Origin of the sequence: Peribacillus simplex NBRC 15720 = DSM 1321 (assembly GCF_002243645.1) — a bacterium.
Classification (GTDB): domain Bacteria; phylum Bacillota; class Bacilli; order Bacillales; family DSM-1321; genus Peribacillus; species Peribacillus simplex.
Window position 1 is genome coordinate 1,353,713 of record NZ_CP017704.1, and the last position, 18,123, is coordinate 1,371,835.

Consider the following 18,123-nt stretch of genomic DNA (forward strand, 5'->3'; position numbering starts at 1 on the left):
CAATTTTCATTTCATCAGGATCGATATCTTCATAGCTTAATATGAAACCGAATTTAAAGGGCAAACAGAAAAAAACGCTGATCATTTCTGAACAGCGTTAGCGAGCATCAATTAACGAATCTGCCTGTTTTCCCCTTAGATTCCCAGTAATCATTACGGAGATGGATTTTTTGTATTTTCCCCGATGCCGTCTTAGGAAGCTCCCCGACAAACGACACACTGGTAACTGATTTGAAATGAGCTAATTTTTCACGTGTAAAGATCTTTATATCATCCTCCGTTAATTCCACACCCGGTTTTGGCACAATGAAGGCATGCGGCGTCTCTCCCCACTTTTCATGTGGAACGGCAATGACTGCCGCTTCAAGAATGTCCGGATGTTCGTAGAGTATTCCTTCCACTTCTATGGAAGAGATATTTTCTCCGCCACTAATGATTATATCCTTTTTGCGGTCAACGATATCAACATTACCATTTTCATCGATTGTGGCCATATCCCCAGTATGCAGCCATCCATTTATCAGTGTCTGGCTGGTCGCTTCTTCATTTTTCCAATAACCTAACATCACTCCATGACTGCGGACGATGAGCTCCCCGATATCCACGCCATCATGGGCAACTTCCTCACCATTGTCATGGATAACCTTTACCTCACTGCCTATGATGGGATATCCGGCTTTCGCCTTCATTCTGTATTTTTCTTTTTCCGAAAGATCTTCGAATTCAGAACGAATCAGCGATATCAGACTAACAGGTGTTGATTCAGTCATTCCGTAAATTTGAATGAATTCCCAGCCTAACTCTTTTTCCACCCTTGTAACGAATGCAGGAGGCGGTGCGGAACCCGCAACAACGATTCGGATATCCTGCTCGATATTCGGAACATTCCGTTCATAATATTGAAACAGGGAATTCAGAACCGTTGGTGCCATGTGCATTATGGAAACCTTATGCTTTTGCAGTGCATCAAATATCCTTTCGGGGCTGGTTTTCCTCAAACAAACTTGAGTGGCACCATTTGCCGTATAATAAAATGGGGCACCCCACCCATTCACGTGGAACATCGGCAGTACATGCAAATATGTATCGCGGTCATTGACCCTGAAATGATGCATCGCACCTAGGGCATGTAAATAGTTGTTGCGGTGAGTCAGCATCACTCCTTTGGGATTTCCTGTGGTCCCGCTCGTATAAAGGAGGCTCGAAACATCATTTTCATCCACTGACTCCCGGTTAAAGCTCATGTTATCATAACGTTCCAGCCAACGGTTGTAATCGGTTTCATTTATCTCTTCATCTTTATAATGAACGATTATGTGCTCCACTGATTCAAGTTCATCCTTGACAGGGGAAATTAGATGATACAATTCCTGATCTACGAAAAGGACCTTTGACTCGCTATGGTTCAAAATGAATACATAATCGGCAGGCTTCAAGCGGATATTCAATGGAACGATTACGGCCCCAAGTTGAAATACCCCATAAAAACCTTCAAGCATTTCAACTGAGTTAGGTGCCAAATATGCCACCCTATCACCCTTTTTGACTCCAAGATCCCTTAAACCATTTGAAAGCTGGTTTACACGGCCGTTCAACTCTGAGTAGGTTAATACCTTGTCATCTCCAATGATGGCTTTCTTATTGCCATATAGTAAGGCTGCTCGATCTAAGAAATGCGATAATACTAATGGTACGTTCATTTCTTCACCTCTTATTTTATTTGAAAATTCTGAATTAGAATTATATTACCATATTTCAACAATACCCACCATTGTTATATAACAATGTATTGGATAGGCAGATGAATCACATCAATCAAGAGTCAACATACAATACATTGAAACTCCCTTCAATGATAGGCTCATGGCCTGAGATTCAAGGGGAAAAACAGAATGAAAAAAGGGTGATTTTCTTGCCGGCCATCGTAGGAATCGTTCAAGTCATCAACGTCGGTAGCAGTGGAATTGTCCATATTGGTGACGTCTTTAAAATTAGTCCATATTCCACTTCAAAAACGTTTGCAGGTGCTGGCTCGTTTAATACGGGTGAATCCATATCCCTTTATAATGCCTATAGCACCACAAATACAAATGATACAGATGGTATTGATCAGCCACTGGTCTTAAATCTCTAATGTTTTTAAGAAAGGAGTCAGCATGATCTTCAATATTCACCAGACCATACAAATCAATATGATAAAAATTGAAAGCATCGCCAATTCATCCGTTTTTCAAATAGGAAGTGCCGGGGTTATTAAACCATATTCCACATTAGCCAATACCGGAGGATACACTGAGCCTGCTCCACAAATTGAAGCTGATGTAACCCCATTAACTAGTTTCGTCCCATTTACCCCCTCCTAGTTCATAGGCATTCACCTACATCCTACTTTTTCATATACTGTCATATATGAAATTAACTTATTGTGAAGGTGAGGTGTTGAATCGTGAATCAGGATCTATATTCATATTCCATACAAATGCAGCGTTTTCTTGAAGCCCAGGATAAACGGATCATGAAACTTGAACACGAACTCAAACGCCTGACAGATGAACTTGCTGAGCTGAAAAATAAACCGCCAATCCATGTAGATAAAATTGAATATAAATTCGATCAGTTAAAAGTCGAATCCTTAGATGGAACATTGAATATCGGTTTAAATCCAACTGACCTTAACAACATTGATGAATTTGCCGTCAACAACCAACCCGTTCCACCTGCACCTAACCTATTTCCAGGGAGGGAAATCGTCGTCCAGGAAATTTACAATGATATACTTTCAGACTTGGAAATTATGATCAACGATGCGGAAAACCAGCTGAAAATATCATTGGAACCCTCTTATCATGACTTCATAAAGCAGGACGTCGAACGCCAGCTTCATCAACGGATCAATATGTATTTCGATAATCTTTCTTACGCCGAACGTGCACCGCAGCAAAGGGATAATATCAAGGAAAAGGTCCGGGAAAAGGTGAAATCCGATATTCAAACTGCATTATTTCAATTCATTACCCATTCACAAGCCGAGACAGGAGGAAATCCAAATGGAGTTTAATGTAACCAATCACCAGCTTTGCGTAGGAGATATTAAAATTACCGGTGTAGCGAGCTCTGCTTTATTTCTCATAGGGGATGTACAAACGGTCCAACTATCCTCAGCATTCGATACCCCGCCGGAATCCCTTATCATCGGGCCATTCGTGCCGCTTTCTCCAGAAGGATAAATAACATGTTTTCTAGAATATCAAAAGTAAAATCTTTATTATCCGACACGGTATCATTCAGCTCCACCCTGCAAATCGGGGATACTTCATATATTGACGGAAATGCCCTGGCTTTAGCGATTCAAAAGAAAAGTGAAACTTTCCATTCAGTGGATATTCATTTCGAAGACTATGACATTTTTAAAAAACCATTTTATATCCCGAGATTGAATGAACCCGTCATATCAAGATTTTCAAACCCGAATCCCTTCATACGGGTCGGCAATATCAATATAATCGGGATATCATCCTCATCTGTGGTTGGTGTGGGGAACGTAGGCCATGCACGTATGGAATCAAGAGTGAAACATATTCGGGAGGTTCCTAAAGAAATCGAAGAGACACCAATAGTGGATTAAACCAACAACACTTAAACTTTTAAAGGAGGGGTTCATATGCCCGCCATTATCGGCCCAGTTCAAATATTTAATGTCGCGGAAGGAAACCTGTTATTCGGTGATTGCGCCGTCATTTCCCCTAAGTCTTCCTCCAAATCGGTTTCCGGATCCGGTTCAGGGAACACAGCTGCAATCGTGTTTACGGCCAATGGCCTGAATGGAAGCAATGTCCTTGATATCAATGGGATCGACCAGCCCATTACAGGGAATAATTAGAAATAAAAAGCCTCCCATCTCCAGGGAGGCTTTTAAATTCGGCCTATTTTTCTAACATGTTAAATACTTGCTCAACATCTTTGTCTCCCCTGCCTGATAAATTAATGATCAGTATATCATCTCTTGTTAACTCTTTTGCGAGCTTCATGGCGTGAGCTAGAGCATGTGAGCTTTCGAGAGCTGGAATGATTCCCTCTATTTTGGATAATACCTGAAAAGCCTCAAGAGCTTCTTCCCCTTTTACCGTCACATACTCCGCTCGTCCGCTATCTTTTAAAAAACTATGCTCGGGTCCCACGCTTGGGTAATCCAAACCGGCGGCTATGGAAAATGTCGGTTTTGGTTCCCCTTGTTCGTCCACTAACGTCAAACTTTTGAATCCGTGCAATACTGCCGGTACCCCTTGCGAAATACTTGGGGCTTCAATTGGCTCTACACCAATTAAACGGACATTTTCTTCATCGATATAATGAGCAAAAGCACCAATCGCATTACTTCCCCCTCCTGCACAAGCAATGATGGCAGTTGGCAGTTTTCCTTCCTTTTCAAGGATCTGGCGCTTTGATTCTTCACTTATGATTGATTGGAAATGCTTAACGATCGTTGGAAATGGGTGTGGTCCTACTGCTGAACCAAGCAAGTAAAAAGTATTTTCATAGTTTTGCACCAAATCATTCAATGCCTCATCAACGGCATCCTTCAATCGCCCCTGTCCCTTTTCGACCGCTACGACTTTTGCCCCCAACAATTCCATCCGAAAGACATTCAATGCCTGTCTCTCCGTATCCAGCTTACCCATATAGATCACACACTCCATGCCAAACATCGCACATGCTGTCGCAGTCGCCACACCATGCTGTCCAGCTCCAGTTTCTGCGATGATGCGTTTTGCACCCATACGTTTAGCGAGCAGGATTTGTCCAATCGCATTATTAATTTTGTGAGCACCTGTATGATTCAGATCTTCACGCTTCAAGTATATTTTTGCCCCGCCAACCTTTTTCGTTAAATTCTTTGCAAGTGTTAACGGGTTTTCGCGTCCGACATATTCTTTCAGATAATATTGAAACTCCTCAATGAATTCCGGGTCATCCTTATATTTCAGGAATTCCGTTTCTAAAATATCCATAACTTCCTGTAGTTCACCCGGTACAAAACTTCCACCGAACTCACCAAAGTATCCCTTGCTCTTGATCTCACTCGTCATACTCTTCTCTACTCCTTTAAAAAGGTATTTTTCTCCACTAGTATATAGTAAGCATTTATACTTTTTCAAACTATTCTGTTTATTTAATCAAAAAGAGCATCCCACATCAATGGGACACTCCTTCTCTCTTATACTTCCAATAAATGCGAGCCGTCAAAGAAAAACAAGTAACGGCCGGTGACCTTCTTATTCATTATCCCTTCAACAGCCCTCGTATAGAGCTGAAGCTGCATCCGGTATCGATCGGCAAGAATCTCTTTAGCCCCTTCATACCCGCTAGCAAAACGGCCGGTGATTGTATCCGTTTTATAATCTAGAAGCACAAGACCTTGTTCATCCTCAAAGATACAATCAATCACACCTTGGATAAGGATCTCTTCATCTCCAGCTGCCCAATCGCTGTAAGCTTCCTTTGCAGGCAACGACATCGTAAATGGCACTTCACGGCGAATGCTTTCGGCCCTCTGCATTCTTTGCCCAACTTCACTGTCAAAGAAATAGACGATCGTCTCCGGATCCACAGCTTCTTTCTGTTCCTCCGTCAACAACTCGCGTTGAATCAAATCAACCATCAGTTCCTGAATCGATTGAATGGTAATCTCATTAGATAGATCAATATGCTGCATGACTAAATGTGTAATCGTACCCCTTTCAGCAGGAGTTAGTGACTTTTCTTGCATGAAAGTCGGCCGCTTCGTGATAGGACGCTTAAATTTACGCAACAACTCTGTGGAGCTTTGCTCGTCCTTAAGTTCATATTGACGTTTTAGTTCAGAAACGGATTGCTTGGAACGATACACCGTCGCCTCATGTTCGGGGTATTCCCATTCTAGCTGTTCCTTGATATCATCATAAAACTCGGAAACGATACCGACCTTCTCCGATTTCTGGACATGATCAAGTATTTGCTCTTGAACTAGTGCCTCTTCCTCATCCAGAACAGCAAGCTCTTCGCTTGGAATGACGGAAATGGACCAATTCGATGGATGCGACTCCATTTCCAAGCCCTGACCAGCAGCACCAAGAGAATCCCGATGTCGGACAAGGGATGGACCAATCCAATCAAGATAACTTTTTGCACCTGCCCGAACATAGTCCTTTAATAGCCAATCTCCATGTGCCGCATTACTTTCCCAGTTCTGCTGCGTTTTTTCTGCATCATTGATACTGGCAATCAAATAAAGCTTTTCCTTAGCCCTTGTAAGCGCCACGTAGAGGACACGCATCTCCTCGGCAATTAATTCAAGCTGCTTTTTTTTCTTAAAAGCCAATTGAGGGAGGGATGGATAAGTTATCCGTAATTCAGAATTCACATACTTTGCCGCAAAGCCATAATCCTTATCCAGTAAATAGGGCTTGCGTAAATCCATCATATTGAATTGCTTGGAAAGACCGGCAATGAAAACGATCGGGAACTCAAGCCCCTTTGAGGAGTGAATCGTCATCAGCCGGACTACATCTTCCTGTTCCCCTAAAGCCCGAGCTGCCCCTAAATCATCTCCACGTTCTTGCATCCTTTCTATGAACCGCAGGAAACGGAACAGACCGCGGAAAGAACTCGCTTCATATTGTCTTGCCCTGTCATACAGAGCTCTTAAATTGGCCTGACGCTGTTTGCCACCCGGCATCCCACCTGCAAAATCATAAAACTGCGTTTCGCGGTACAGAAGCCAAATCAAATCTGATAATGCCTCCTGCCTGGCAAGCTTCCTCCACTTCACTAGTTTTTTATAAAAAGCTGAGGCTTTTTCATAAAGCCCCGGATGTTCTTCCGGATCACTCTTTCTATAAAAATCAGCTAGCGCTTCGTAGTAGCTCCCTGTATGGAATAAACGCACCTGTGACATCTCCTCTTCATCCAGTCCGACGATAGGTGAACGGAGAACGGATGCCAATGGGATATCCTGTTGCGGATTATCAATCACCTTCAATAAGGAAATCATGATGGCCACTTCGGTCGCTTCAAAATACCCTGTCGACAAGTTGGCATAGACTGGAATTCCCTGCTTTTTAAATTCCTCCATGATTTGGGGTGCCCATGGCATCGAACGAAGAAGAATGACCATGTCTCGATAAGTGGCAGAGCGGTACTTTTTGGTTTTCGTATCATATATCCGATGCTTTTCGCTTATAGCCTTTTTAATGAGCTTTGCCATCTGCCTTGCTTCGAGCTGCGCTTTTTCAAGCTCCTCAGCCTCAAACCCGCCATCCGATCCTTCCGCTTCCGTATGAGCTTCCGGATCGGCTGTTCCATCAATTAAATGGAGTTCGATCGGGTTTGGATCGTCTTCGGGATATGGGGCACCTTTTTTCAATTGGGCATCTTCATCATAATCAATCTCACCGACTGTAATGCCCATCAACTGTTGAAACAAGAAATTGGTCCCATCGAGAACTTCCTTTCGGCTCCGGAAATTGCGGTTTAAATCAATTTTCAGTCCGGAATCAACACCATCATGGGTAAAACGTGTGTATTTTCCAAGGAAGAGATTCGGTTCCGCAAGCCTGAACCGGTAAATGGACTGTTTGACATCGCCTACCATGAAAAGATTCCCATTATATTCGCCGTCAGCCGTCACCAGTTTTAAGATGGATTCCTGAACCAGGTTCGTGTCCTGATACTCATCTACAAGTACCTCTTTGAACTGGTTCCTGTATTCGACGGCTGCTGCTGATGGTTTTCGTTCACCATCCACAGTTTCCCCTGTCAAAATCCGAAGACAATAATGTTCCAAATCCGCGAAATCCACCAAGTTCTTTTCTGCTTTTGCAGCGAAGAATCGATCATCAAACCTTTTAACAAGCATTACTAGTGTATCGACATAACCCTTGAGCTCCCTTATATCCCGCAGATAGCTTTCCGGTTTACGGGAAAATAACTCTTCCTGTAACGATTTGATGATCTTCTTCGCCTTATCCCGGTACTTGGTAGCCTCATCCGTAACTTCTTTGATAAAATCTGCACCAGTAAGGCGTTTTGCCGTTCCAAATTTCACGTTTTGGATTTCTTCATAAAGGGCATTCCAGGATTGGTCCTTCACTTCCGAAAGTTTAGCAACCAGGGCAAGATCGGCTATATAGTTCTCAGCCCTCGGTGCCGGCCCCCCAGGGACTTTAGTCAACGCAAGCGAGCGTTCCAATAAATCCCTGGCAGTGTCCAATTGTAAACCAATATCGAACTTCAATGAATCGATAAACGAAAGGTCATCAATCCCATCATCATCTGCCAACTTATACATGCTAGCGGCACCATCGAGCCATCGGTCCGGGTCTGGATTCGATTGCGAAAAATCATGCAGCGATCGAACTATATTCTGAAGTGCATCATCGTTTCGATCGCTTGTGAAAGCATCAACCAAATTAAAGAACTCTTCATTATCACTTTGGCCATACTGCTCCTCGAAAAGCTCTTCCATCACTTCATCACGGAGAAGCTGGATCTCCGTAGAATCTGCAATCCGGAAGCCCGGGTCGATATCCGTCAGATAATAATACTTCCTGATGACCTCTAAACAAAAGGAATGAAGTGTGGAAATCGATGCGCGATTAATCAAGCTCAACTGCTTACGTAAATGCTGTGAATGGGGATTATCATTGATCGCTTTTTCTAATGCCTCACTTACCCGATGGCGCATCTCGGCTGCAGAGGCATTGGTGAATGTAACCACGAGCAGTTCATCAACATCGATTGGATCTTCTTCTGAAATGACTTTTTGAATGATCCGATTGACCAGCACCGCTGTTTTCCCTGAACCTGCAGCGGCCGCAACCAGAATGTCCTGATCTTTAGCCCATATCGCCTTCCATTGATCTTCCGTCCAAGTCACGTCTCCTGGCAGAGCAGGAATTTTCGTTTTACTCATCGCTCTCCCCCTCTCCCCTTAATAGCTCAAGAACGTCATTTTGTTTCTTCTGTGCCAAATTCCTGAATTGGTTCTCCTCCAGTGACTGGTCGAATTGGCATACAGATTTAAAGGAACAGAAGGTACACGGCGTTTTTTCCTTTAATTTGTATGGCGTTATATCCACATCACCATCGACCATTCGATCACCAGCCTCCTGATAAATACGGCGCACATGATGATTCAGAAGCGAAAACTCTTCACTGCTGGCAACTTTGGAAGCCGCCAGGAGCGATCCGTCCTTTTTAAATCCAGCTGGGATGATATCCGACTTACCCGAATTTTCAATATCAAGCGAGGTATCCATCATCTGAATGACATTTGAATGATCTAGTACAAGTCCATTCATTTTAAAACTTTTATAAATTTCTTCTTCAATTTTATCCAAACTGAGCATTCCCTTTGATTTGACAACGGGATTATGCACATGAAAATACAAAACGCCGGCTGGAATCGCTTCTTTACCAATAAGCGACTTGGAATGGGTGACGACGATATCAAGGTATGTCAACATTTGGAGCGCGAGTCCATAATATACTTCACTCATGTTCAGTTCCTTTTCACTCGACTTATAATCGAGCACACGCAAATAGACACCCTCATCTTCTTCCGCTTTATCCACGCGGTCGATCCGCCCGATCAATTCCATCTTCGTACCGTTTTTCAATGTGAAAGAAAGTGGAGGCAGCTCGCCATTTTTTCCGAATCCAAGTTCTAATCCGATTGGAGCAAAACCGCTCACCTTTGCATGTTCACTTAATACGATCGAGGCCCGTCCAATCACGTGTTCCAGTTTCCTGCGTAAATAGTGATGGCGGTTCGTACTTAACAAAATCTGATTTTGGAGTTTAGGAGCAAGTCTCTCCACAGCAATTCTGGCCAACTCCAAGCATTGTTCCGAGGTCAATGTAGACCAAGGAATATCATGTTCCTTTAAGTAATCGGAAATCATTTTCAACGCTCCATGGAACATCTCGCCTATATCCGGTGCATCCAAACGGAAAATTTGCCGTTCCCGTAATTTCAAGCCATGTGCGGCATAATGGGAAAACGGGCAGCTATTGAACATCTCCATCCGGGATACACTTGTATGAATGCTCTCACCGTATAATTGCTTACTTGTTTCCTCAGATAATTTCTTTGTCCTATTTTGATAAAAAAGGCTCGATAAAACCTTAGTTGCTGAAGGACCGGCCATTTCATCATCAATAATGGCATTATATACATCCCACCATAGTGAATGGATTGGATAGTTCCTTTTTTTCAGCTGCAATTGGGCAGCCAGGTACGATAGGGCCACATCATGATTTGCAGCATATTTCACCTGTTCCTCAGCAGACAGATCGGACGGATCGTTCATATAAAACACATCGGAAACGTTAGGCAATACGTCCCTTACCCGTTTCAAATAGGATGAGGGTAAAAGTGCCTTTCCTTCCTCATCGGCAAGCGGATATGATAAATAAAGGGCCTCAGCAGGCGTTGTAAATGCTTTGTACGCTGTAAACTCCTCATCCAGCAGGCGCACTTTTGAACTTGGGGCAACATCAAGTCCACTAGCCAGCAGCACCTCACGATCACTATCTGAAAATATCCCATCAGATACAGCTTTTCCTGGCAGAACCCCTTCGTTCAGGCCGATAACAAAAGCTGTCTTCACATCATCCAGACGGGATAAATCTAGATTAGCGACTAATACTTGGTCAATTGCCGGCGGTACCAAAGAAAATTCAAGAGACTCCAGACCAGCTTCAATGATTACCGCAAACTGTTTCATGGAAAGCTCTTCCCCGCTCAGCAGTTCAACGAATTGGTCTAATAGGTCGACAACCGCATTCCATGTTTGCTCATGCTCTCTCGCCGATACCAAATCACCTGCTTCTTCTGCCTCTTGTTTCAGCTTTTCCAATTTTTCCGGTACATGCAATTCTTCAAGATATAGATAAAGGGCTTCACACAATTCCCTGCCATTAGCAGCCTTTTTAACACGTTTTGAGAGCTTCAAGATGGGCTCGGTAAATAATTGCTTCATCTCATTCAACTCTTGCTCAAGCCGCATTTCCTTATCAGTTTGGTTCCGATCCTCGAGTTCCAGTCCGCGGAAACGCCGATAGGTCCAACGATCTTTGGACGTCCACCTGCTTCCTTTAATGCCACGGGCCAGCACATAGTTTTCCAACTTATCTACCTGTTCACGCATCCTATCGTGGTTTTTTTGCAGCGGAAATAGAAGCTCCGTCTTGATTGCACGAAATACCGGCTCATAACGCCAATAGCCATTGATGATCTCCAAAGTGGAACGAATCAGTTCAATCAGAGGATGATTAAGCATCGTCCGTTTGGAATCGACGAACAAGGGAATTTGATAATCCCGAAAAACGGTTTGTAAAATATCTGCGTATGCTTCTCCATTACGGACTAAAATCGCAATATCACGGAAACGGTGCTGTTTCTGTCTGACCAGCGACAAGATGTCCCGGGCAACTCCTTCAATCTCAGCTCTGCGGTTAACTGCCTGGGCGATCGTTACACCAGGTGACTGCTCAAACGTTTGTGCAGGACGAATGGCAAAATAAGTTTCGAGATGATTCAGCCCTGGACTCTTTCCAAACCTTTCCGTTCCTTTTAAGATTCCATCTTCTGAAATTGATATGCTATTCCTCAATCCAGCCTGATAAAGGTGATGATAAAGATTTCCTGTTTGCCTGAACAATTGCAAATCATCCGGAGCATTTTGTCTGTAGGGCTGATCTAACGTCAGCGAAATCGTTACACTCCTGCACAGCTTCATCATTTCTTCCACAATCAATAATTCCTGTGGAGTCAAGCTATAAAAACCATCGATATATATATCCGCATTCCTTATATATGAAGACTCTGACATTTTTTCGATCAGCAAAGTGAAATAATCTTCGGAATCTAAATATTTGTTAACCATTTCATCCTCAAAAGCCTGATAGACCAATTCAAGATCATGCAGTTTATCCTGAATGCCGCTGCCGGCCTGTGAGGTTTCGGCCAAATAGTTTTGAATGTCATCAGGTTGGATGCAATACTGCTTGAACTCAGCCAGCATTAGCTCCATCTGTGCAATGAACCCCTGCTTATCAGCAGATCGACGAAACATCTTTAACTCTTCCTTTTTATCATCCATGATCTTCCGTATCAACATATTAACGCCAACACTGTCCAAATGTAGCCGGCTCATCCCCCCGGTTTCCTGAAGAACGCGCCAAGCAAGCCTGCTAAAACTGAAAACCTGTGTCCGGATCATTCCGGCAAGGCCTGGTGTTTTAATTAATTTATATTCAGATAGAAACGTCATCTGATCAGGAACGAGGTAGATAATTGGATTTCCTTCGGGATCTTCTGCCAATTTGGAGCGAATTTCGTCCAATATATTCGAAGTTTTCCCTGTACCCGATCTTCCCAGTAAAAAACGGAGTGACATCTCTTTTCCCCCTTACAACATAATATCTAGATCCATCATACCAGAAATACTTTCGTCTTTTTGACTAGGTTTCTGTTTCCAATTAGATTTACTTTCTATTATTTTACCGTTTCCCTTTAAAAAACACCAATCGTACGTTCGCGTTTTTCCCCAAAAGAAAAAGCCCACTAATCTTTGGGCTTCCACAATCATTCACCTTTAAATTTATAATTGAATTCTTTCACCGGCCAATATCGAACATCCACTTTACCGACAACATTTTCAACCGGTATATAACCAAAGTGACGGCTGTCAGCACTTTCAAGACGATTATCACCCATTACAAAAAGCTTTCCCTCCGGAACTTTGGTCATGTCCGTCAATTCTTTTAATGTAAAATCCCCCGTAAAGTCCTGTCCTGGGAAACCTTCCTTGAATTTCTCAAGATAAGGCTCATCCACTTTCTCACCATTTACGTAAAGCCAATCATCTTTATAACGAATTCGGTCACCTGCAATTCCTATTACTCGCTTAACATAATCTTCTTGTGAATTCGCATGAAAAACAATAATGTCAAAACGGTTGATATCATGAATCTGGTAATTGATTTTATTCACGACAAGTTTATTTCCATCTTCAAGGGTCGGCTGCATCGACTTCCCTTCAACATCATAGCTTGAAAAGAAAAATGTACGGATTAAGATGTAAATAACAAAAGCTATCATCGCTGGTTTTATCCAATCGGATAAAGAATTCTTATTTGTTTTTTCCATCTAGTTCAACCCCTACTACATTTATATACTAATTTATTGTCCTTCTTCCCTCTTCATGCTTTTATTTAACCGGACCTCCAGTCTTTTACCCACATACCAAAGGATAAAGATGACGATCCCGATAATGATCGTACGCACCGGCTTATGAATTAAGGATACTAAGTCGTAACCTACGAAGCTGATAGTAAAAATCATCACCGCTTTCCCTCCCACTACTGCAAGTCCATATTGCAAAGGACTGACTTTTGAAAGTCCTGCCACGATATTAACGATAGCCGAAGGTGTAAAAGGGAAGCAGAGCAATATGAACAAAGGACCGAATCCATGGGTTTCCACCCAAACCATCAACCTCTGCACCTGTTTATGCTTTTGCAAAAATCGGAAAAACCTCATTTGACCATATCTTCTAATAACCAAAAAGATTAAAAAAGAACCCGCTACTGCACCAATCCAAGAAAATAAAAATCCCCACCAGAGACCAAAAGCCGTTGCATTAGCAAGCACGAACACTACTAAGGGCAAAAAGGGCAAAAAAGCTTCCAGCATCGGCAGTAAGATCCCAGGAATTGGACCGAATGAGCGATATTGCTGAATAAGTTCAGATATATGATCAAGTGTAAACCACTCACGTATAGTATCCAAATCCATAATTATCTCCCTCGACATGCTGCTATCAAAGCAGCATAAACTTATTAAAAACTGTTTATTTTAGATATATCACTTTCCCCTGAAATTGCAAGAATTATTATCCATATATCTTCATACTTTCCCTATCTCCGGAAAACATAATCTTGTTAACGAATATTTTATGATTTATCAAAACTGCTTGCATATACACTGAAAATACATTAGGATAAAAAATAGAACAAATGTTCTTATTTTTACAAAGTATACATACTAATATTAAAAACGTGCTATTTTAGAAAGGAGCGGTCAAGATGACCCGCATTCCAGAAGATGACCGAAATATGATTGAAAAAGCCATCTACCTTCCTATGGTTATTACAATCTTAAACCGGGATCTCAAGGTCATCGAAATTTGTCCGTTTAAATTAAAAAGGCCCTATTCGGAGCTAGTCGAACATATTTTAAAAGTGGTTCAAGACGAACTTGCCGAGGTACGGCGCTATTTGCGCAAGGAGAATATTAAGGTTAGTGAAATCAAACGCGATGAATCCTTCACGATGTATTGTTTTTTATATAAAGGATACGAGGAACATCATAATTATTTCAATCCCCGCCTTCGCAACAAAACCGAAGACTTGTTATGTTATTACTTTTTCGAAAAAAAACAACGTTCAAGGAATTAGCGGGTTACATGCATCCTCCATATATGTTTGTCTGTGAAATATGGATGGGTGTTTGGAGCCTTTCGGGGAGGATACAGATGCTCTTGGATGTAAAAAAGTATAACCATTAAAAAATCATCTCATCTTTCCTGGCTTAAAGGTAAGGGATTTCAATTTTTCAGAATTAAGATCGATAAGACTCACTTACATCCATTCACCTGTTTGGATTTTCCATTATCATTGGATAGGTTCAAAACCATGGATTTACTGCCATGAAATTACTTTTCAATCAAGGCATAACCTATGTAATCAAGTGCATACTGAATATCCTTAACCATTTTAGATTTGAGATTCTTTAAATCAAAGTTATTCACATGCTCCTTGGCAAAGGTTGGAGTGACACCCGTTATGATCGTTTCCACCCCCATCAAACTAAGAGCACTCATCATATTGAAGAGAAAGTTAGGAAAACAGTTATCTTGAACGAGGAGCTTCGACAAATCAATGATAAAGTATCCAATATCATTATCCGCTGCTGAATGTAAAACATCACTCATGATTTGCTCTGATCGATTGCCGTCAACAATACCCTGTATCGAAAGAATGGAAATGCCTTTAGTGATCGGGATGATCGGTACGCTTAAAAAGCCCATGCTATACTTTGTTTGATCGAGCTCTATCATATGGGATAAAATGTCTGCCATGGATTTCAGATAGTTAAAATCTTCTTCTGAAAACACCTTTTCCTCCTTGTCCATTACACAAAGGGTCCCGAAAACATTCCCTTTCAAATCCTTTAACGTCACTCCTAAGAAACCTTTTACATTTAACTGACCGGTTACTTCAAGCTCCCTTGTTATGGCATCCTTCATTAAGTTTGCTGTATGCATAGCATCGCCTTTGTTCTTAATGATTAAACGACAGAATGTCCCTCCATATTCGACGCTGTATCCTTCTGGTATAATCTCTTCTTCCCTATTATAGGAACTGAGGACTGTCATCGCCGTTTCCCCTCTTTTTGTTACATAAGCCGTTTGCACATTTAGCTGCTTACTGATTAAGGCAAACATTTTCGAGGACACAGATCTTAACGAATAATAGGTCGGGCTCGTCAGTTCATAATTAATCGTCATTTTAATCACCTCTTAATTTCTATTCATCTATTATACTATTCGACAACACTATCATTTTAGAGTCAGTACAACGTTTTTGCAAAAGAATGTTATTAACCTGCATTAGAAGAAATAGAGAATATCATCCATTATCTTATTTGAGAGACAAGGTTAAGCTTAATCAGTAAATATGAGGATTTATCGTAACGGGATTAGATTAATTCTAAAGCCCTTCTCATACGAGAAGGGCTTTAGTTGTGCAATAAAGCATTTTGCTAAAGTAAGCATATATTATCTTTTGATTTGAACGATCTTATGAAAGTATCAAACAAAATCACCTTCTAATCTTGAATTTCGGATTGCTTCACCTTCACTCCTAATATCTTTCACGTAATGAATCATACCGATTCTAAAAGCTCAGGAGAAAGGTGCATTCCCCTTCTTCATCAGCGACACTTGATCATAAATACCCAGGATTATTTTATCTAACCACGATTCAGACGCCCGTTTCCTTTTTTATCCCAAAGAAAATTATGTCCAAATCCCCATTTTTCCAATTACACATGGTAAATTATTAATTGGAGGGGAAAAATGAAGAAAATTAATATTCTACTGGTTGCTGTTCTTGTTTTGTCTTTATTCACTGGACTTAAAACAACTGAGGCAGCCTCAAATGTGAAGGTACATTTCATCAACGTTGGACAAGGAGATTCAATCCTTATTCAAACCGGTAACGAAAACGTTTTAATTGATGGTGGCGGTAAAGGAAAGGGAGACGAAGTTGTAGCTTACCTAAAAAAACAAAAGGTAAAAACACTTAATGCATTAGTATCCACTCACCCAGATGCGGATCATGTGGGCGGTCTGGCTTATGTGATTAAATCGCTTAATGTGAAATCTGTGTACGCCCCTAAAGTTTCTCATACTACCCAAGCATACAAAGACTTTTTAACGGCTGTTAAGCAGAAGAATCTTTCAATAAAAAAAGCGCAGACTGGCGTGGAAATCAACACTAAAGCTAAGGATAATTCCCTTAAATTCATTGCCCCTGTTAAAGAATATGCTAAGTCTGACTTAAATAATTGGAGTGCAGTCCTTTTACTTAAACACGACAAAAAAACATTCTTGTTTACAGGTGATGCTGAAGAAAAAGCAGAGTCAGATATGCTGGCTAAAAAACTGGTACCAAGTGTGGATGTACTTAAAGTCGGCCATCATGGTGCAAAAACATCAACAAGTTCAGCTTTCATTAACAAAGCAAAACCGAAATACGCTGTAATCAGTGTAGGGAAAAATGGATATGGGCACCCTACTTCTACTGTTGTAAAACGGTTGAATACAGTGAAAGCCAAAACTTATCGCACAGATAAATCAGGTAACATTATTTTTACTTCTACAGGTCAGAAAATTACTGTAAAGACGGTGAAATAAATGGTACAAGGAATTATCGATCGCTTCGAGGGAAAGATCGCTGTCGTTGAAATCGATGGTGGTAACATGAAGGATTTTCCTAAAAGCTCTCTTCCCAAGGGAGCAAAAGTAGGAGATATGCTGATTATCGATGGTAATACTATCACCATTTCCAAAGAAGGCACTGAGAAGTTAAGAAAAGAGATTGACGATTTAATGGATGAATTATTTGAAGATTAATTCCGGGGCCCTTCTTTAATAAGAAGGGCTTGCTTTAATTTTGAATGAATCCCGTTTGCATTCTTCTATGAATATCCCTAACGTGGTATATACTTTGACATTACCTCTGAAGCCTTTGCCCCATTTGATTCGGTGAACAGGTAGAATGATTTCCTCTTTGTTTCCTCAATCCTCTGGATCAATTTCGTTTTTAAAAAAGATGTCCGGTGCAACTGGTTTTCGAAAGAACTGCATGATACTTCTATATCGATGGTTTGTCTATTCCTGAATGTGATGGTTGTATGTTTGGAATCCAGGCGATCATAGGATACCACATGCTCATGTGATAACCAGGTGCATTGAGGACGCAACGGAGATGTAGTGGGAAAGAAGAAAATCGAACTGGTCGGATCAATCGCAATAGGCGCTTTATGTGTGATGTTTATGAGCTGTTTCGTGCCTTGCTTGCGCCCTTCATAACTTGATCCGAAGAACTCACAGCTTTTCTTTATTATTTCCATAGGTTTAAAGGGGGAGATGAACTCGTCCTCCATTTCAACGATACGGGCATATATTTTACTGCCGTAATTGATTGGCGAAACCATTAGTGTATGTGGCGTGATTTCATATTCCTCGATGATTCCCAGATTGTTTTCCTTCATTTTTAATCCACCTCTTCCTCATTGCTAAACACCGCTTTTACTTTACCAAAGCTTATACTCTTAATTGCTTGTACCCTTCCATTCCCCATTGTCCAAGAAGAATAATGAAGGGAGATAGTAAATGTATGTTAAATTACTCACTATAATAGCACAACCCTCAAACATAAAAAGTAAGTTCACAAAAAATTAAAAATTCTTTTATATAGTGGCTTTTTCGTCATCTAAACGACACATTCTCT

The 18,123-nt window shown here is 41.3% G+C and carries 18 protein-coding genes; 9 read left to right on the forward strand and 9 right to left on the reverse strand.

What is annotated here, in order from left to right:
* Window positions 1-107 precede the first annotated feature (107 nt).
* Window positions 108-1,700, reverse strand: a complete 1,593-nt coding sequence (locus tag BS1321_RS06355; RefSeq protein WP_063232224.1) for a long-chain-fatty-acid--CoA ligase — start codon at window positions 1,698-1,700, stop codon at window positions 108-110.
* Between the two features lie 212 nt (window positions 1,701-1,912).
* Here BS1321_RS06355 and BS1321_RS06360 point away from each other — a divergent pair, with 212 nt between their 5' ends.
* From BS1321_RS06360 to BS1321_RS06385, 6 genes are all read left to right on the forward strand, one after another.
* A complete protein-coding gene (locus tag BS1321_RS06360; protein ID WP_063232412.1) occupies window positions 1,913-2,134 on the forward strand; it encodes a spore germination protein in 222 nt (73 codons plus the stop codon).
* 22 nt (window positions 2,135-2,156) lie between these two features.
* The gene (locus tag BS1321_RS06365) at window positions 2,157-2,363 is read left to right on the forward strand and encodes a spore germination protein GerPB (RefSeq protein ID WP_063232225.1); all 207 of its coding nucleotides are present in this window, start codon (window positions 2,157-2,159) and stop codon (window positions 2,361-2,363) included.
* A gap of 83 nt (window positions 2,364-2,446) precedes the next feature.
* Entirely contained in the window at window positions 2,447-3,058 is a 612-nt protein-coding gene (gene gerPC / locus BS1321_RS06370) for a spore germination protein GerPC (protein ID WP_063232226.1), read from the forward strand.
* Window positions 3,048-3,227: a hypothetical protein gene (locus BS1321_RS06375; RefSeq protein ID WP_034314611.1), complete on the forward strand. Its 180-nt coding sequence runs from the start codon at window positions 3,048-3,050 to the stop codon at window positions 3,225-3,227. The genes gerPC and BS1321_RS06375 overlap by 11 nt, the downstream gene beginning before the upstream one ends.
* A gap of 5 nt (window positions 3,228-3,232) precedes the next feature.
* A complete protein-coding gene (locus BS1321_RS06380) occupies window positions 3,233-3,625 on the forward strand; it encodes a spore germination protein GerPE (protein WP_063232227.1) in 393 nt (130 codons plus the stop codon).
* A gap of 36 nt (window positions 3,626-3,661) precedes the next feature.
* On the forward strand, window positions 3,662-3,880 hold the full coding sequence (locus BS1321_RS06385; RefSeq protein WP_063232228.1) for a spore germination protein: 219 nt from the start codon (window positions 3,662-3,664) through the stop codon (window positions 3,878-3,880).
* A gap of 43 nt (window positions 3,881-3,923) precedes the next feature.
* Here the strand turns inward: BS1321_RS06385 and trpB are convergent, their stop codons facing one another.
* The 6 genes from trpB to BS1321_RS06410 all read right to left on the reverse strand — a co-directional run bounded on the left by trpB (window position 3,924) and on the right by BS1321_RS06410 (window position 13,840).
* Entirely contained in the window at window positions 3,924-5,087 is a 1,164-nt protein-coding gene (gene trpB / locus BS1321_RS06390; protein WP_063232229.1) for a tryptophan synthase subunit beta, read from the reverse strand.
* A gap of 128 nt (window positions 5,088-5,215) precedes the next feature.
* Window positions 5,216-8,950: a helicase-exonuclease AddAB subunit AddA gene (gene addA / locus BS1321_RS06395; protein ID WP_063232230.1), complete on the reverse strand. Its 3,735-nt coding sequence runs from the start codon at window positions 8,948-8,950 to the stop codon at window positions 5,216-5,218.
* Complete coding sequence (addB, locus tag BS1321_RS06400; RefSeq protein WP_063232231.1) at window positions 8,943-12,440, reverse strand: helicase-exonuclease AddAB subunit AddB; 3,498 nt, start codon at window positions 12,438-12,440, stop codon at window positions 8,943-8,945. The genes addA and addB overlap by 8 nt, the downstream gene beginning before the upstream one ends.
* A 12-nt stretch (window positions 12,441-12,452) precedes the next feature.
* Window positions 12,453-12,626, reverse strand: coding sequence for a hypothetical protein (locus BS1321_RS27355; protein ID WP_155726442.1), 174 nt, complete (start codon window positions 12,624-12,626; stop codon window positions 12,453-12,455).
* Between the two features lie 2 nt (window positions 12,627-12,628).
* Window positions 12,629-13,192 carry a signal peptidase I gene (gene lepB, locus BS1321_RS06405; protein WP_063232232.1) on the reverse strand — a complete coding sequence of 188 codons (564 nt, stop codon included), beginning with the start codon at window positions 13,190-13,192 and terminating at the stop codon, window positions 12,629-12,631.
* 33 nt (window positions 13,193-13,225) lie between these two features.
* On the reverse strand, window positions 13,226-13,840 hold the full coding sequence (locus BS1321_RS06410) for a TVP38/TMEM64 family protein (protein ID WP_063232233.1): 615 nt from the start codon (window positions 13,838-13,840) through the stop codon (window positions 13,226-13,228).
* A 290-nt stretch (window positions 13,841-14,130) separates the two neighbouring features.
* Between BS1321_RS06410 and BS1321_RS06415 the strand changes: the two genes are divergently transcribed.
* Window positions 14,131-14,502 (forward strand): YhjD family protein, encoded by a 372-nt coding sequence (locus BS1321_RS06415; RefSeq protein ID WP_063232234.1) that lies wholly within the window; start codon window positions 14,131-14,133, stop codon window positions 14,500-14,502.
* Between the two features lie 257 nt (window positions 14,503-14,759).
* On the opposite strand, the gene BS1321_RS06420 is transcribed toward BS1321_RS06415, so the two are convergent.
* Window positions 14,760-15,614 carry an STAS domain-containing protein gene (locus BS1321_RS06420; RefSeq protein ID WP_063232235.1) on the reverse strand — a complete coding sequence of 285 codons (855 nt, stop codon included), beginning with the start codon at window positions 15,612-15,614 and terminating at the stop codon, window positions 14,760-14,762.
* Between the two features lie 570 nt (window positions 15,615-16,184).
* Between BS1321_RS06420 and BS1321_RS06425 the strand changes: the two genes are divergently transcribed.
* Together BS1321_RS06425 and BS1321_RS06430 are read left to right on the forward strand one after the other, a co-directional pair.
* Window positions 16,185-17,024, forward strand: a complete 840-nt coding sequence (locus BS1321_RS06425) for a ComEC/Rec2 family competence protein (protein WP_063232236.1) — start codon at window positions 16,185-16,187, stop codon at window positions 17,022-17,024.
* Window positions 17,025-17,243 (forward strand): DUF3006 domain-containing protein, encoded by a 219-nt coding sequence (locus BS1321_RS06430; protein ID WP_063232237.1) that lies wholly within the window; start codon window positions 17,025-17,027, stop codon window positions 17,241-17,243.
* Between the two features lie 77 nt (window positions 17,244-17,320).
* On the opposite strand, the gene BS1321_RS06435 is transcribed toward BS1321_RS06430, so the two are convergent.
* The gene (locus tag BS1321_RS06435) at window positions 17,321-17,884 is read right to left on the reverse strand and encodes a competence protein ComK (RefSeq protein WP_063232238.1); all 564 of its coding nucleotides are present in this window, start codon (window positions 17,882-17,884) and stop codon (window positions 17,321-17,323) included.
* Window positions 17,885-18,123 lie beyond the last annotated feature (239 nt).

Excerpts from the sequence above, each read along its gene's own strand:
- BS1321_RS06385 (WP_063232228.1), top strand. The coding sequence starts at position 3,662 with ATGCCCGCCATTATCGGCCCAGTTCAAATATTTAATGTCGCGGAAGGA.
- BS1321_RS06430 (WP_063232237.1), top strand. The coding sequence starts at position 17,025 with ATGGTACAAGGAATTATCGATCGCTTCGAGGGAAAGATCGCTGTCGTT.
- BS1321_RS06410 (WP_063232233.1), bottom strand. The coding sequence starts at position 13,840 with ATGGATTTGGATACTATACGTGAGTGGTTTACACTTGATCATATATCT.
- BS1321_RS06375 (WP_034314611.1), top strand. The coding sequence starts at position 3,048 with ATGGAGTTTAATGTAACCAATCACCAGCTTTGCGTAGGAGATATTAAA.
- BS1321_RS06380 (WP_063232227.1), top strand. The coding sequence starts at position 3,233 with ATGTTTTCTAGAATATCAAAAGTAAAATCTTTATTATCCGACACGGTA.
- BS1321_RS06365 (WP_063232225.1), top strand. The coding sequence starts at position 2,157 with ATGATCTTCAATATTCACCAGACCATACAAATCAATATGATAAAAATT.
- trpB (WP_063232229.1), bottom strand. The coding sequence starts at position 5,087 with ATGACGAGTGAGATCAAGAGCAAGGGATACTTTGGTGAGTTCGGTGGA.
- BS1321_RS06355 (WP_063232224.1), bottom strand. The coding sequence starts at position 1,700 with ATGAACGTACCATTAGTATTATCGCATTTCTTAGATCGAGCAGCCTTA.
- addB (WP_063232231.1), bottom strand. The coding sequence starts at position 12,440 with ATGTCACTCCGTTTTTTACTGGGAAGATCGGGTACAGGGAAAACTTCG.
- BS1321_RS06435 (WP_063232238.1), bottom strand. The coding sequence starts at position 17,884 with ATGAAGGAAAACAATCTGGGAATCATCGAGGAATATGAAATCACGCCA.
- addA (WP_063232230.1), bottom strand. The coding sequence starts at position 8,950 with ATGAGTAAAACGAAAATTCCTGCTCTGCCAGGAGACGTGACTTGGACG.
- BS1321_RS06415 (WP_063232234.1), top strand. The coding sequence starts at position 14,131 with ATGACCCGCATTCCAGAAGATGACCGAAATATGATTGAAAAAGCCATC.
- BS1321_RS06425 (WP_063232236.1), top strand. The coding sequence starts at position 16,185 with ATGAAGAAAATTAATATTCTACTGGTTGCTGTTCTTGTTTTGTCTTTA.
- lepB (WP_063232232.1), bottom strand. The coding sequence starts at position 13,192 with ATGGAAAAAACAAATAAGAATTCTTTATCCGATTGGATAAAACCAGCG.
- BS1321_RS06420 (WP_063232235.1), bottom strand. The coding sequence starts at position 15,614 with ATGACGATTAATTATGAACTGACGAGCCCGACCTATTATTCGTTAAGA.